Here is a 14,145-nt window from a genome sequence, read left to right on the forward strand (position 1 = left end):
TTAGATGTTGTCAATCACAGCGCACACGTCGGCAAAGATGCGTTCCAGTTCGCCCAATCCGTCAATGTGGTTGTGGATGTTTTCTGTTTTATACCATTCGATGAGCGGTGCCGTTTGGTTGTGATACACGCCCAGTCGTTTTTTAATTGTTTCTTCGTTGTCGTCTGTGCGCCCGCTTTGTTGTCCGCGCAGCACCAGTCGTTTCATCAGTTCGTCTTCGGGAACGTCCAGTTCAATCATGGCAGCCACCTTGTGTCCGCGTTTGTCGAGCATTTTTTTAAGTGCCTCGGCTTGGGCAATGGTGCGTGGAAAACCGTCGAAGATAACGCCTTTATGCTCTTTTCCAAAGCTGTCGTACACGTTGGCCAGGATGTCAATCATCAGTTCGTCGGGTATCAGTTGCCCGTTGTCGATATATTCCTTGGCCGTTTTGCCCAATGGCGTGCCGTTCTTTATCTCGTTGCGCAGAACGTCGCCCGTTGAGATATGTTCTAAACCATACTTGGCGATCATCTTGTCGCTTTGTGTGCCTTTGCCCGAACCGGGTGCACCGAAGATAACGATATTCTTCATTTCGTTGTGTTTATTGTGAAAAAATTATTATGTGGTTTTTTACCATTGCGTGCGTAAAGCGTTGTGTCCTTACTCTTCCACCACGGTATAAATGTCTCTTAGGTTGCGCCCTTGCTGGTTATAGTCTAAGCCATAGCCCACGATAAAGTCGTTTGGTATTTCGAAGGCGGCATATTCCACATCGAGTGGAACCGTAAGTCGGTCGGGTTTAATCAGCAATGTGCAGATATGTATCGACTTGGGCGAGCGCGTTCCCAGCGATTCAATCATGCGTTTAATGGTCAATCCCGACTCAACGATGTCTTCAACGATGATAACCGTTCGTCCGGCAAGGTCTTCGTTGATGCCAATCACCTCTTTAATTTTTCCCGTTGATGTTGTGCCTTGGTAGGATGCCAGCTTAACGAAGGATATTTCGCAGGGTATAGTGAGCATGCGCATGAGGTCGGCGGCAAACATAAACGAGCCATTTAGTACGGCCAAAAGCAGCGGGTTCTTATCGGCCATGTCTTTGTTTATCCTGTCTGCAACGGCTTTAACGTGTTCTTGTATTTGGGTTTCCGTGATGGAAGTCTCGAAAACCTTATCTATCAATTTAATTCGAGCCATATAATCTTTTTGCTATTAAGCTGCAAAAATACGAAAAAAAAGTGGAACACGGGGACTTAACTAACGTTATTTAGGTTTTTATGGAGCTGAGGACGGCGTTTAAAGGTGAAAGGGTGAAAAGGTGAAAAGGCGAAAAAATGACGTTTAAAGGTGAAAGGGTGAAAAGGTGAAAAGGTGAAAAGATGACGTTTAAAGGTGAAAGGGTGAAAAAGTGAAAAGGTGAAAAAATGGCTGCGCCCACAAACTTATCAACTCATCAAATTCATCAGCTTGCCAACTCATCAACTCACCAACTCACTAACTCCTCAACTCATTAACTCCTCAACTTAACAACTCATCAGCTTACCAACGCATCAACTCGTCAACGCATCAACTCGTCAACTTAACAATTTATCAGCTTACCAACTCACCAGCTCACAAACTAACCAACTCACCAACTTAACAACTCACCAACTCCTTAACTCACCAACTCATCAACTCATCAGCTCATCAACTTACCAACTCATCAGCTCATCAACCCACCAACTCAAAATCTTAAATTCTTATATATTATTTTACAAATGCACTCTGGGTTTTATTCCGTTCTAGCGAAAATGTAGGTCGAAAAGTAGGTAAATAACTACTGTTTTTGGCTTTTTACTCCTTCCGTCTTGTCTATATTTAAGAAAAGAACCTGCGTTTTGCACCATTTAGCCTTTCTAGTTTGGTTGCCGGCTCGTAATTTCCCAAGCCCAATTTCGCCCTTTTAACCCCTAAAATCGCCCTTTTTAATGGCTGTTTTGCCCTTTTCGGGCATGTGTTTCATGCCTCGGAGGGGTTATGTTTATACAATAGTGGTGTATTTATATGCTTTCCGCTTTGCATTTAGCGCCATATTGGGCCGCATTTTGCACCATTTTACCTTGCGTTTAGCATCAAAACGCACTGCATTTTGCATCAAAACACACTGCATTTTGCACCAAAACGCACTGCATTTTGCACCAAAACGCGGTACATTTAGCAACAAATGGCCCAAATTCTGGTGCAAATGGCGGTCTCCTTAAATAAAAATACATTTTGGCTACATGTACAACCAACCCCTTTTCGCATCAAGGCAAACCTCCGCGAGAATCGATTTTTTGCGACAAGGTGGGCTGTTGGTTGACGAAAAGGGCACTTTTTGTGTTAAATTTCTTGCCGAAAACTGGACAAAGGTAACTGTGCAATGTAAGCGCGCATGAGCAAAGGTACAGGGAGCAAGTGCGCTTGCTACCCCTCGGCGCAAGCGGTTGCATGGTATGCAGAGCACGGCCAACGCAGGCGGCATCAGGCAAATGCAGCAGTAATCTGCCGTCGATAGGCAGTTTATGGCTTGTTGCGCATGTATGGAATGCCTTCCGCCAGGTGGCCTTTTGATGCACAACCATGTTTTGACATAGCCGAATGGAGCGAGATTTCAGGCTTAAACGTATCTTAGTCCAGGTGTTTCGTGCATTAACGAGGGGTGCTTTTCTTGGTTTTGCATCACAAAGCAACAAGCCCCTCCCTATCTATGGACATCTTAATAAGCAAGACCGCTTTGTGCTGAATGATGGTGGATTTGTAAAACATTAACAATGCGTTTGGCCTAAATCGTTCATCAGAAAAAGGTTTAGGGCTGTTGTAAGAGGGCTGATTGAGGGGCGGCAAAGCCTGTCGCCGTACCTGCCATAAAGCATCTTTATGGTGCATTTTGTTAGCATTTCGGCACAAAGAACATAATAATATGTAAATGTTAGGTGCTTTTGCTAGTGAAAAGTAATTTAATTTGTATTTTTGCACATTATGAAGATATTCACCGGCACTCAGATTAAGGAGCTAGACAAGTTTACGATTGAGAACGAACCCGTGGCAAGCATCGACCTAATGGAACGTGCGGCCAAGGCCATTGTGCGCGTCTTGCGAGAAGAATGGGACAATAGAACACCTTTTGTGGTGTTCGCTGGCCCTGGAAACAACGGTGGTGATGCGCTGGCTGTGGCCCGTTTGATGGCCGAGGCTGGCTATAAGGTGGCGGTGTTTCTCTTCAACGTTAACGGTAAACTGTCTGACGACTGCGCCACGAACAAGCAAAGGGTGATGGATTGTAAGCGCATCAAGGCCTTTACGGAGGTTGTGGTGGACTTCGACCCGCCTGAACTGACGGCCGAAACGGTGGTGATTGACGGACTTTTCGGTGCCGGACTGAACAAGACACTTACCGGCGGCTTTGCCTCTTTGGTGAAATACATCAATCAATCGCCTGCCAAGGTGGTGAGCATCGACCTGCCTTCGGGGCTGATGACCGAGGACAATACGCACAATGTGAAGTCGCATATTGTGAAAGCAGACCTCACACTGACGCTGCAACAGAAGAAGTTGGCCATGCTTTTCGAAGACAACCAGCAGTTTGTAGGTCGTTTGCGGGTGCTGGACATTAGGCTTAGCCCAGAGTACATCGCGCGCACAGATGCCAAATACAAGGTGTTGGAGGAGGCCGACGTGCGCAGCCGAATGCTTAAACGCGGCGATTTCGTTAATAAGGGCCTGATGGGGCATGCGCTTGTTGTGGCCGGTAGCTACGGCATGGCCGGAGCAGCGGTGCTGGCCGGGCGTGCTTGCATGCGTTCGGGGGTGGGGAAACTAACCATCTGCACCCCTCGACGTAACTACGACGTGATGCAAATATCTCTGCCCGAGGCCATTTTAAGCGCTGGTAAAGAAGATTATTTCTTTACCGAACCCCTCGACACCGAACATTATGATGCCGTGGGGATGGGGCCAGGACTGGGACAACACGAAGATACGGCCATTGCGCTTATCTCGCAGATACGACGGACGCAATGTCCGATGGTGATTGATGCCGATGCGTTGAACATACTGGCCTCGCATAAGGCGTGGATGCAACAGCTGCCACAGAACTTGATACTGACACCACACGTTGGCGAGTTCGACAGATTGGGCAACGGGGGGAGCGAAGGCGACTACGACCGACTGTCGAAAGCACTCGACTTGGCACAGCATTTGCAAGCCTACATCTTGCTTAAAGGACACTATTCTGCGCTTTGCTTGCCCTCAGGAAAGGTGTTTTTCAACCCCACGGGCAACGCCGGGATGGCCACTGCTGGCAGCGGCGATGTGCTGACGGGCATCATAACAGGACTGTTGGCGCGGGGGTATAACCGCGAAGATGCTTGCATCGTGGGTATGTATCTGCACGGACTGGCTGGCGACTTAGCGGCAAAACAACTGGGAAAAGAAAGTCTGATGGCAGGCGACATCGTGGCTTACCTGCCGCAAGCGTTTGAATTTCTGGCTTAGTTTTAAAGTCTCTAAGTAGTAAGTAGTAAGTAGTAAGTAGTAAGTAGTGAGTACTAAGTAGTAAGAAGTAAAGTAGTAAGTGCTCGATATTAAGCAATAAAGTAGTAAGCGGCAAACTTTTAAGTAGTAAGTCGTTAATAGACGAACAGTAAGGATGTAGAAGAAATAAAGGAATAAAGCCAAATGCTTGTGAACTTTTAACGCATTTAAGGCGTAGGTTTGTGGGTGTGGACAAGGTTTAAACCAAGGGTTAATTGGCCTAGGCAGCGTTCCTGATAAGCTAATAAACGTGTCAACAGGTCAACTACGATACCACAATAAAGTATCTCATTCCACTCGCCCTTTGGAGAGGGGGTGGTGGTGAGGCTTTTTATTATATAATAAAATCAACAATAGATATGAAACAGCTATTCGTTACCATTGCAGCCTTGGCATTTGCCGCCCTTCCTGGCTTTGCACAAGGCAATTCACAAGCAGAGGGCATCCCTTATTTCTTGCCCAAAACAGGAATAAGGCTCGCCGTTATGGTGGAGAGAACCACCTATACGCCAGGCGAACTGGCCAAGTATGGCGAAAAGTACATGAAGCTTTTCAACACATCTATGGAGAAATCCACAGAGTATCGCGTGGTTGGCATCAACATTACCGACTTTGGCACGCCCGACTCTACCAAGCATTACGTGGCGGCTATGGACAAGAAACACAGCATTAGCGACGTAAAGTTGGCCGATAATGGCTTGTTGCTGGCTATCAACACCACGCCGCCTGAACCCAAACAGCCCAAAAACTTTGTGCCAGCACGGGCTAAACGCCAGCTTAACCCCAAGGATTTCATGAATCAAGAAATTCTTTCGGCTGGCTCGTCGGCTAAGATGGCCGAGCTGATAGCCAAGGAAATATACGACATACGCGAAAGTCGAAACCAACTTTCGCGCGGACAAGCAGACGCCATGCCCAAAGATGGCGAACAATTGCGGCTGATGCTTAACAACCTAGACCTGCAAGAACGTGCACTGCTGCAAGTGTTTGCCGGAACAACGGTTAAAGATACCACCGAAACCATCATCAACTTCGTGCCTACAAAGGCCGTAGAACGCGAAATCCTGTTCCGCTTTTCGCGGCATTATGGTATGGCCGATAAGGACGATTTGGGCGGAAAACCTTATTATATAAGTGTAGAAGACCTGCATTCGATACCCACTATGCAGGCATCTATCGACCGAGGAAAGGTGAAAGACAATGCAGGCGTGTATGTAAATCTGCCCGGAAAGGTGAAGGTTTCTGTGGCACAAGAGAACAACATGCGTGCCGTTATCGAACTTTACATGGCTCAGTTTGGCAAAACCGAACCGCTTAGCGGCGAACTTTTCGGCAAGAAACAGCTTACGCAGATTGTGTTTAGTCCTGTAACGGGCGCAATTGAGAGCGTAAAGACTGAAAGCGTGAAGTGATGCCAGGCAGCAAGCTTTGCGCGTAAACCTGCCGAAAACGGCTTAACAAGCTTGTGGTCGGCAAAAACAACTAACACGATATTGTGCGCATTTGTCCAATGTTTGGCTTTGTGTCTAAAACTTTGCGGCAAACGCGCACAAGCTTTTTTAAAACAAAACAACTATATGAAGAAAACAATCCTTTCTGCATGGGTATTGGCGATAGCCTTTACCTTTGCCTCGTGTACTTGCAAAAAACAAGACTGCAACAACCAAGACTCTGCCGCAGCGCAGACAACCGAGCAGACTGCTGATACGGCTAGTGCTGGTGATGGCGCCCAAACAGCCCCTGCCGAAGGGGGACGATATGCCGATTTTACGTTGCCCACGCTTGATGGTAAGCAGGTGAAACTGTCGGATGTGGTGGCTAAGAACAAGATAACGATGGTAGACTTTTGGGCTTCGTGGTGCGGACCATGTCGCATGGAGATGCCCCATGTGGTGCAAGCTTATTCTAAGTTTCGCGGAAAGGGTCTTGAAATAGTGGGCGTTTCGCTCGACGAAAAGAAAGAAGACTGGGAAAACGCCGTGAAAGATATGGGCTTGGGTTGGATTCAAGCCAGCGACCTGAAAGGTTGGGAGTGTGCTGCCGCACGTCTTTATCAGGTGCAAGGCATACCTGCATGTGTGCTTATCAACCAAAAAGGCGAGATTGTTGGCAGGGACTTGCGCGGCGACGAACTGCTGGGCCGCCTTAGCGAATTGCTGAAATAAGGTTTGAAGAAACGGTCGTAATATAAGTTACGTCTGTTGTGTAGGCCTTGCCGGTCTGCCGAAATAGGCTTAATAAGAGCGGTCGTAATACATGTGGTTGGACTGGCATGGCTTCTCTTAGCCCATGTTTTATGAGCTTTAAGCAATGAAACGAATTTGGCCAACAACGTCGGTTAAACCGATGTTGTTGGCCAAATTCGTTAATTGCACCAAGCTCTTTAAAACCTGTAAGTGGCTGTTGCCTTTATAAACAAAGGAGCACCAGGGAACGAACGTAGCTTATCGTAACCGCCAACCCAATAGGTCTTGTTCAGCAAGTTGTCGGCATTTAGTTGTAGTTGCATACTTCTCACCCGATAATACAAGGCCGCGTTCAGTATGGCATAGCCTGGATAAACGATGGTGTTGGCGCGTTTGCCCACTTGTCCGTAACGTTCGCTATTGGCATTTACGCCGATGCCGAAACCAAGATTGCGCAATGCACCATGCCGAAGGATGTATTTTGTCCATACGTTGGCGGCGTGTCGCGGCGTGTTGGGCCGTTGAGTGCCAAAGTCGCGCTCCTTATCCGTTGCCGTTTTGGTTATCTTTGCATCTGTATAAGCGTAGTTTGCCACCACACTCCAGTTCGGCAATATCTCGCCTGCAACATCAACTTCCACGCCCTTGGCCACTTCTTCGCCCACTTGCATCATCAAGTTGGGGTTGCCTGCATCGCCGGCATTATATAAGGTGTTGTTCTTGGCGAGGTGAAAGAGTGCCGCTGTGAGGCTAAGCCTGCGGTCGAACCAATCGCTCTTGATGCCCATCTCGAGCAGCTGCGACTGCTCTGGCGAGAACGGACCGCCCGTATTCGGGTCGCTTTGGATGCTGGCAGCCTGCGGTTCGAAACCCTTAACCCATGTTCCGTACACGTTAATGGCCTTGTTGAGGGCCACAACTGCGCCAACGCGCGGTATCAGTGCGTGTTGGGTGGAGCGGCTTTCGTTGGCCAACCGCCTGTTAAGGATGTCGGTAAAGAACTCTTGCCTTAGGCCCAACAGCAGCTGGAGCCTGCCGTATTTAAGCTGTTCTTGCACGTAAATGCCGTGCGAGTATTGTCGATAGGGGTTGATGGGGTCGGTAGTAAACACGTACTTGCTGATGTCTTTCATGCCATTTCCCGTTGTGGAGTTGAGGTCGAAGTAGGGAACGTTGGTCTTTGGGTTGCCGTCGGCATCGAGTACATAATTGTTTATCTTTCGTTTGTCGAACCGTGTTGTCGTCTTTCCATTCTTTAAAAGGTAGCCCTTGGCAGTCATCGACGATGTTCCGGCCAGCAAGTCGGTTTGGAAATAGTCCCATCCCACCAGCACTGTGTGGCGCACACGGCCCGTATTGAAGTCGATGTTCAGATAGTTGTTGAAGCTGTTGTTGCGAAAATGGCGTTTCCTTACCATCGCCTGCATCATTACGCGGCTGTTGTTCTGGGTGCTGTCGGCGTTCAACACATAGGCGTTGGCCTGATTGTGCTCTTGCATGTCTTCGTCGTACGAAGAGTTGAGGTATGTGCTGTTGAACGAAACGTGATTGGAAAGCTTGTGAGATAGTCCGAGCGTAATGTTCACCAGCCGTTCTTTCAAGTAGTCGTTGGCCGCCGACAATGAGCGCGAGATGGGCACCGAGTAGAGGTCGCCATCGCCGAAAATACTTTGTCCACGGTCTATCTTGCCGTTGTATTGTTGGAAGAAAACATCGACATTGAATTGTGTGCGGCTGTTGGGAACGTACGAAAAGGACGGCGCCGCAATGAAGTTCTGCCCTCCTTGCAAGTCGCGATACGAGTCGGTGTTTTCATAACCCAGGTTTAGGCGATAGAGAAGGGTTGCTTTTCGGTCGAGCGGCCCGGTGAAATCGCTGTAAACATTAAACGTAGAGTAGCTCCCCACGGTGGTACTTACCTGCCTGCGGTTCTCAGAGAGCGGCTTTTTCGTAACCCTGTTGACTACTCCGCCGGGCGATGCGTTGCCGAAGAGCGCCGATGCAGGGCCCTTTATAACCTCAACACGCTCGATATTTGCCAGAGATTGCTGTTTCCACAGGCTTGTTTGGGCGCGCATGCCATTGATGAGGTTTCCTGAATTGCGGTTTCCTGTGGTGCGAAAGCCGCGTATGGAGAAATCGTTGTAGAAGCTATATTGGTTAACGCCGCTGATGTTTTTTACCACGTCGTTAACTGTTGTGGCACCTTGGTCTAGCACGAGTTCCTTAGTTACGTAGCCAATGGATTGAGGAACATCCTTTATGGGCGTGGCCGTTTTGGTGCCAACAAACGATAGCGTGTTTTTGTACGACCGCTCGTTGCGGCCCACCACCTCAACGCCTTGGAGCATTTCGGTGGCCTCGTTCAGCTGAACATCTTGCTTGCAGTTTTGCGAAAGGTCTACTTGTCGTTCGGCGGGTTTGCATCCAATATAATGGAAAGTAAGTGTTATGTGCGCCCCTTGTGGCGCGGAAAGCGTGTATGCGCCCTGCTCGTCGGTTATGGTACGGGTGTTGGTGCCTTTTACTTGCACGACCACGCCTATCAGTGGTTCGCCTTGTTTGCCCGTAACGTGTCCGCTAAGCTCCATCGGATGCTTTGTTTCCACGTCGTTCGCGTTGGCGTCTGTCTGGGCGTAAGCCGTTGGTGCAGCGCAAATGATCATTGATGCAAGCAACAGGTGCTTGCAATGTGAGATACATATCATATTGTTGTTGTTGGTTGTTATCCTTTTTTTTGGCTGCAAAAGTAGAAGTTTTGCAGATTTTTCACAATACTTATTATTAGGTAATTTGTAGGACGTTTGACTAAGAAGAAGGACACGTGTGTGGGAAAAAGTTCGGCAGCTCTTTGCTCATTGCAGGCTGTTCAGCCCATGTGTATGGGATTTTATGGGTTAACGAGAAGGCAAGGGGATTAGTTGGCGAGGGGACTAGTGGACGAGAAGGCAAGTGGACGAGGGGACAAGTAGGCTGGTTAACAGGTGGACAAGTTGGCTGGTTGACGGATGTACAAGTTAATAAGCTGACGAGAATATAGGTTGGCAGGTTGATGATTTGGTTGGCTGAGCCACTCTTTCGCCGAGCTGTTGGCGGCTAACCTAACGAAAAGGCATAAAAAAGAGGCCAATAAGCAAGGTTAGCTTATTGATGGCCAGGGGCTGTTTGCACCTAGATGTGCAAGCCGTTGTCCATCTAAACCTTGTTTATTGACCTCCTCGGTAATCTTTAAATTGTTCCTTAGGGCAGGCTGATAGCCTCGCTGGGACATACACTAGCGCATGTGCCGCACTCGGTGCAAGCGTCTGCGTCAATCTTATAAATGTCGCCCTCAGAGATTGCTTCAACGGGGCATTCGGGCAAACAGGTGCCGCAAGCGATACAATCGTCACTAATAACGTAAGCCATAATAATGTTCTTGTTTAAATGTTTTTGTATAATATGTTCTGTTCGTTTTGCTCAAAAGTTGCGTTATCTGGCTGCGGAAAGATGCAAGCATACTTGCCTTTTCTCCCTTTACCCTAGCAAACGTTTTTCTTGTAGTTGCGCTTTTCGTAGTGCGCGGTACTAACTTTTGATGATGCAAAGTTAGTAAATGTTTTGTTATATACCTACAAATAATGAGTGTTTTTTTGCTCGATACCTAAATTTTGTTGATTAAGAACAAGTGGAGAGGCGTTTTAAAGGTGAAAAAGTGAAAAGGTGTAAAGGTGAAAAGATGGCTGCGCCTACCAGCTTGTCCACTCGTCCACCTGTCTGCTTCATTCAAAATAAAACGATAGTGCAATCATTTTACTGGTTGCGCGCGATGTGGAACGAGCATAAGACACAAGGTTTTTGTCGCGAAGTCGGTCGACATGCTTAGCATCCAAGCAGTCGATAAGACTGAACATAAACTTCAATTCGGGGCGAAGTTTGAAGTAAGGCAGGTAGAAATCGCAACCAATACCCACCTCGGCAAACACATCGTGGCGTTTAAATCGCAAAATGTCGGTATCGCTTCCGCTGAGGTTGAGCATGGGATTAATGCCCGCCACAAGGTACGGACGATGGTTGTTGAACCGTGGTGCGGCAAAAATAAGGTTGAAAGCCGTAGAGATATAGACCGTTTTCATGTCTTGCCGGTGTACGATGGGTTGGCCGTCGGCATCCGTTTGACCTTGATTTTTAAACACCAGATGCCTGTTTCCGAAGTACATTGCAGGCACGGCGCGCAGCTGGAAGTGTCGGTTAAGGCGCAGTTCGCCCGTTACGCCCACCACGAAACCTGGGTCATAGCGGTCTTGTTCGGCGGCGATGTTGGTCTCAACAACCTGTCCGCCGTCTAACGTTAGTGTCTGTGGACCAGCGTTAAACAACTCCACATCCTGCATGTGGACACCCACTACCACGCCAAAATGAAATGGGCGCAGGTCGGTGTAGGGCCTGTTCTCCACGCGCCGTTGTTGTGCCATCGATGCGATGGGCAACAAACACATATATATAATAAGGTATATAAGTTGTTTCATACGTTATATGTAAACGCAAAAGGTGGGCGGTTATTGTGTGGCTTTTTGCTTTGCGCCTTGCTCTGCGCTTACTTCTTTCCCACTGTCAGCACGATTTTGCCCACATATACGGCGTTTTTCCCGTTCTGGTCATCGGGCACGGGCTTGCCGTCGAGGTCGTTGGCATAGCGTAATTTCTCGAAGAACGTGTGCGAATGGCCACCCAAAACCAGGTCGATATGGCGCGAACCTGCTATCATCTTCTGGTCGTCGTCGCCCCCAATGCCCCAACCTAGGTGCGAAATGCAAATCACCACGTCGCATTTCATCTTCTTTTTTAGCATCGTAGCCACCTTCAATGCCGTGGCGGCAGGGTCTAGGTACTTCACCGTTTTGTACATCTTAGTGAGCACAAGCCCCTCTAGCTTGGGGTCTATACCGAACACACCAATCTTTAAACCATTGCGATGGATGATGGTATATGGCTTAACTACGCCTTCGAGAGGCGTGCCGGTGAAGTCGTAGTTGGCGCAAAGGATGGGAAATTTTGCCTTTTTGAAGATGCGCGCCATGTTCTCCATGCCGAAGTCGAACTCATGATTGCCCACCGTACTGGCGTCGCAACCCATGCGGTTCATCAGCTCTATCTCGACATCGCCCTTGAACATGGAGTAATAGGGCGACCCTTGCGAGAAGTCGCCGCTGTCGAAATACAGCAAGTCGGGATGCTTTTGTCGTTCTTGCTTTATCATTTCCACGCGCCTAAGAAATCCTCCGCGCCCGGCGATGGCTGTGTCGGCCAGGTGTTCGCTCAAAGGCATGATGCAGCTATGCGTGTCGTTGGTGTGTAGTATAACCAGCTGTTTCTGTGCTTGTGCTGTAAGCAAGGCCATGCAAGCCACGGCCATTAACAGGTATTTCTTCATCTTTTGTGTCGTTTATTTTGAGGTTGTGGGCTGTTCGTTTGTTGTGGCATTACCCCATTGTTTAGCGGAATTGTTCTTTTCTCGTTCCAGGGTTGGGGTGTGGTAAAACTCATGGGTTAAGCACCGTTCACACGCACAAACTATTCAATTATAATTCTTCCCTCGCGTTTTCCGCACACGGTTTTACCCGCTTTCATTTGCTCGCGAAAGTAATCCATCATCACATAGCGCACGTTGTTTTCCTCCGATTGGGGCGCAACAAGCTGTGTTCCTTCCTTAAAGGCAGGCATGCCGTCGTTGCCTTGCACCACATAATCGTTGGTAACCACGCGATATTGCGCCTTGGGGTCGATGGGTTTGCCGTCTATGGTGGCGCGTTTCAGTTGTCGGTTCTTGTCGATAACCAGTCTCACGCTGTGGCTTACGCCTTCTCCGCCGCGTTTGGCTATCTGTTCGAACAGACGTTGCACTTGTTCGCCGGTAAGCGTAATGAAACACACCTTGTTTTCGAAAGGGGCCACGTTGATGATGTCGCCGCGCGTAACGTCTCCTTCGACGATGGCCGCGCGCAGACCGCCAATGTTGTAAACGCCAAACTGTGGCTGCTCGCCATAGCGTTGTCCGGCCCAGACAAGAATGTCGGTCATGAGGTTGGATAATGTGCTTTCGGGCCTTCCTGCCGACATGTTACAGCCCGCGCGCCCCACAATGGGTGCCACCAGACTGTCTACTTGTTGCTTATAGGGTGCGATGAAGGCCTGCAATTCGGCATCGTTGGCGGCATCGTAGCGTTTGTCTATCAGCACTCTGCTGCGCTCTATGCCCGTAACGGCATAGTGTGCGCCGCATCCGCACAACGTAGCGGCCGTTATTAGAAGCGAAAGAAAAACTTTTCTCCTGTTCATTTCTTAGTATAATAATAGGTGATTATGATGTTAAAACCATTGTTTGAGGGTGCGTTCTTGCCCCATATCGGCTCGTTGAAGGCTGTTGTCTGAACCGCAAAAAGGCATAGACCGCATCGCAAAGGTACGCATTTTTTGGCAAGCACGTGGTTGTGTGCCGCCATTTTCTTGTGCCTAGGTACGAAAAAAATGGTGTATTTGCCGTGGTGTGGCAAGCGAAATGGGTGCAGTGAGTGTCCTCTCGCCGATGGTGTTCGGCGATAAAACCAATGGCCAACAGCTCGCTGTTGTGCAAGGTTTTGCACCGAAACGCCAGCCGTACGCCCCTAAACGCAGTTTAAACGATGGAGAACGGCATGCAACAACAACGAGCGGATGCGCAGAAAAGCTTGTAAGTGGTATGCCTTATGGTATAAAATGTTAGAGGAAAAGTGTACGTGTCATACTGGTTGAAAGGTTAACTGGCGCATGATAATGCGCAAGAAAGTCTGGCCGACAGGCTGATGCCACCATCAGGAAAAAGTGGCTAACCCCTCGCTCGCAACATGGTTTAAGGCTTTTGTTAGATGCCGCAGGTGTTGCGCAGCCTGGCCAAATTGTCTGTCCAAATGGAGTGAAGGCTGTCCATTTCATCATCCCAAGCAAAGTCGGTAATGGTCAGCATGTAGTCGTTGGTGATGTGACTCTTGTCCATTCGCAGTTCAAAAAAGTTGTCGGGTCCCTCTTCGTCGTCCCAACTTACCTTGATGTATTGGTTCTTAACCTTCTCAACAATGGTGGCCGTTCGCACTTCGTGGTGGCTCCATAGTTCGCCCCACACGAAGGTTAGTCGTTCCCCCTCTTGCGTTACGCTGTCTGCCATCCATCGCGCCAGCCCCGAATCGGTGCTGATGAGGTCCCAGATGATTGCTGTCGAGTTAGATGTTAGCTCGTGCTCGATGCACAGTCTTTGCTTGTCCATAACAATACAGATAGTGGTTTGCTATTAAATATAATGTATGCTTGCCCTCCTTTTGCCCCTTGGACATACGTTGGAGAGGTGGCACGGGTGCCTCGCCGACCCCCTGCTTTATTTCATATCGTGTACAAAAATACCACTTTT

11 protein-coding genes are annotated in these 14,145 nt (G+C 48.7%); 3 read left to right on the forward strand and 8 right to left on the reverse strand.

All coding sequences use genetic code 11. From position 1 onward, the window contains the following. Both HMPREF0670_RS13645 and hpt read right to left on the reverse strand, forming a co-directional pair. Positions 1-573 (reverse strand): adenylate kinase, encoded by a 573-nt coding sequence (locus tag HMPREF0670_RS13645; protein WP_009231735.1) that lies wholly within the window; start codon positions 571-573, stop codon positions 1-3. A 69-nt stretch (positions 574-642) separates the two neighbouring features. Then, a complete protein-coding gene (hpt, locus tag HMPREF0670_RS13650; RefSeq protein ID WP_009231736.1) occupies positions 643-1,182 on the reverse strand; it encodes a hypoxanthine phosphoribosyltransferase in 540 nt (179 codons plus the stop codon). Between the two features lie 1,803 nt (positions 1,183-2,985). On the opposite strand from hpt, the gene HMPREF0670_RS13665 reads away from it, so the two are divergent. The 3 genes from HMPREF0670_RS13665 (at position 2,986) to HMPREF0670_RS13675 (ending at position 6,704) form a co-directional block, all read left to right on the forward strand. Then, on the forward strand, positions 2,986-4,500 hold the full coding sequence (locus HMPREF0670_RS13665) for an NAD(P)H-hydrate dehydratase (RefSeq protein ID WP_009231737.1): 1,515 nt from the start codon (positions 2,986-2,988) through the stop codon (positions 4,498-4,500). A 398-nt stretch (positions 4,501-4,898) separates the two neighbouring features. Further along, positions 4,899-5,951 carry a DUF4831 family protein gene (locus HMPREF0670_RS13670; RefSeq protein WP_009231738.1) on the forward strand — a complete coding sequence of 351 codons (1,053 nt, stop codon included), beginning with the start codon at positions 4,899-4,901 and terminating at the stop codon, positions 5,949-5,951. Positions 5,952-6,116: 165 nt separating this feature from the next. Continuing rightward, positions 6,117-6,704 (forward strand): TlpA family protein disulfide reductase, encoded by a 588-nt coding sequence (locus tag HMPREF0670_RS13675; RefSeq protein ID WP_044078354.1) that lies wholly within the window; start codon positions 6,117-6,119, stop codon positions 6,702-6,704. 218 nt (positions 6,705-6,922) lie between these two features. Here HMPREF0670_RS13675 and HMPREF0670_RS13680 read toward each other — a convergent pair whose 3' ends face one another. From HMPREF0670_RS13680 to HMPREF0670_RS13705, 6 genes are all read right to left on the reverse strand, one after another. Then, entirely contained in the window at positions 6,923-9,433 is a 2,511-nt protein-coding gene (locus HMPREF0670_RS13680; RefSeq protein ID WP_232213937.1) for a TonB-dependent receptor, read from the reverse strand. A 532-nt stretch (positions 9,434-9,965) separates the two neighbouring features. Next, positions 9,966-10,133 carry a DUF362 domain-containing protein gene (locus HMPREF0670_RS13685; protein ID WP_009231741.1) on the reverse strand — a complete coding sequence of 56 codons (168 nt, stop codon included), beginning with the start codon at positions 10,131-10,133 and terminating at the stop codon, positions 9,966-9,968. 353 nt (positions 10,134-10,486) lie between these two features. After that, the gene (locus HMPREF0670_RS13690; protein ID WP_044078355.1) at positions 10,487-11,233 is read right to left on the reverse strand and encodes a porin family protein; all 747 of its coding nucleotides are present in this window, start codon (positions 11,231-11,233) and stop codon (positions 10,487-10,489) included. Positions 11,234-11,301: 68 nt separating this feature from the next. After that, positions 11,302-12,138 (reverse strand): bifunctional metallophosphatase/5'-nucleotidase, encoded by an 837-nt coding sequence (locus HMPREF0670_RS13695; RefSeq protein ID WP_009231743.1) that lies wholly within the window; start codon positions 12,136-12,138, stop codon positions 11,302-11,304. Positions 12,139-12,278: 140 nt separating this feature from the next. Next, complete coding sequence (locus HMPREF0670_RS13700) at positions 12,279-13,043, reverse strand: 5'-nucleotidase C-terminal domain-containing protein (RefSeq protein WP_009231744.1); 765 nt, start codon at positions 13,041-13,043, stop codon at positions 12,279-12,281. Positions 13,044-13,605: 562 nt separating this feature from the next. Further along, entirely contained in the window at positions 13,606-14,004 is a 399-nt protein-coding gene (locus HMPREF0670_RS13705) for an START-like domain-containing protein (protein WP_009231746.1), read from the reverse strand. Positions 14,005-14,145: the final 141 nt, after the last annotated feature.

Origin of the sequence: Prevotella sp. oral taxon 317 str. F0108, assembly GCF_000162415.1 — a bacterium.
Lineage (GTDB): Bacteria > Bacteroidota > Bacteroidia > Bacteroidales > Bacteroidaceae > Prevotella > Prevotella conceptionensis.

Excerpts from the sequence above, each read along its gene's own strand:
- HMPREF0670_RS13645 (WP_009231735.1), bottom strand. The coding sequence starts at position 573 with ATGAAGAATATCGTTATCTTCGGTGCACCCGGTTCGGGCAAAGGCACA.
- hpt (WP_009231736.1), bottom strand. The coding sequence starts at position 1,182 with ATGGCTCGAATTAAATTGATAGATAAGGTTTTCGAGACTTCCATCACG.
- HMPREF0670_RS13665 (WP_009231737.1), top strand. The coding sequence starts at position 2,986 with ATGAAGATATTCACCGGCACTCAGATTAAGGAGCTAGACAAGTTTACG.
- HMPREF0670_RS13670 (WP_009231738.1), top strand. The coding sequence starts at position 4,899 with ATGAAACAGCTATTCGTTACCATTGCAGCCTTGGCATTTGCCGCCCTT.
- HMPREF0670_RS13675 (WP_044078354.1), top strand. The coding sequence starts at position 6,117 with ATGAAGAAAACAATCCTTTCTGCATGGGTATTGGCGATAGCCTTTACC.
- HMPREF0670_RS13680 (WP_232213937.1), bottom strand. The coding sequence starts at position 9,433 with ATGATATGTATCTCACATTGCAAGCACCTGTTGCTTGCATCAATGATC.
- HMPREF0670_RS13685 (WP_009231741.1), bottom strand. The coding sequence starts at position 10,133 with ATGGCTTACGTTATTAGTGACGATTGTATCGCTTGCGGCACCTGTTTG.
- HMPREF0670_RS13690 (WP_044078355.1), bottom strand. The coding sequence starts at position 11,233 with ATGAAACAACTTATATACCTTATTATATATATGTGTTTGTTGCCCATC.
- HMPREF0670_RS13695 (WP_009231743.1), bottom strand. The coding sequence starts at position 12,138 with ATGAAGAAATACCTGTTAATGGCCGTGGCTTGCATGGCCTTGCTTACA.
- HMPREF0670_RS13700 (WP_009231744.1), bottom strand. The coding sequence starts at position 13,043 with ATGAACAGGAGAAAAGTTTTTCTTTCGCTTCTAATAACGGCCGCTACG.
- HMPREF0670_RS13705 (WP_009231746.1), bottom strand. The coding sequence starts at position 14,004 with ATGGACAAGCAAAGACTGTGCATCGAGCACGAGCTAACATCTAACTCG.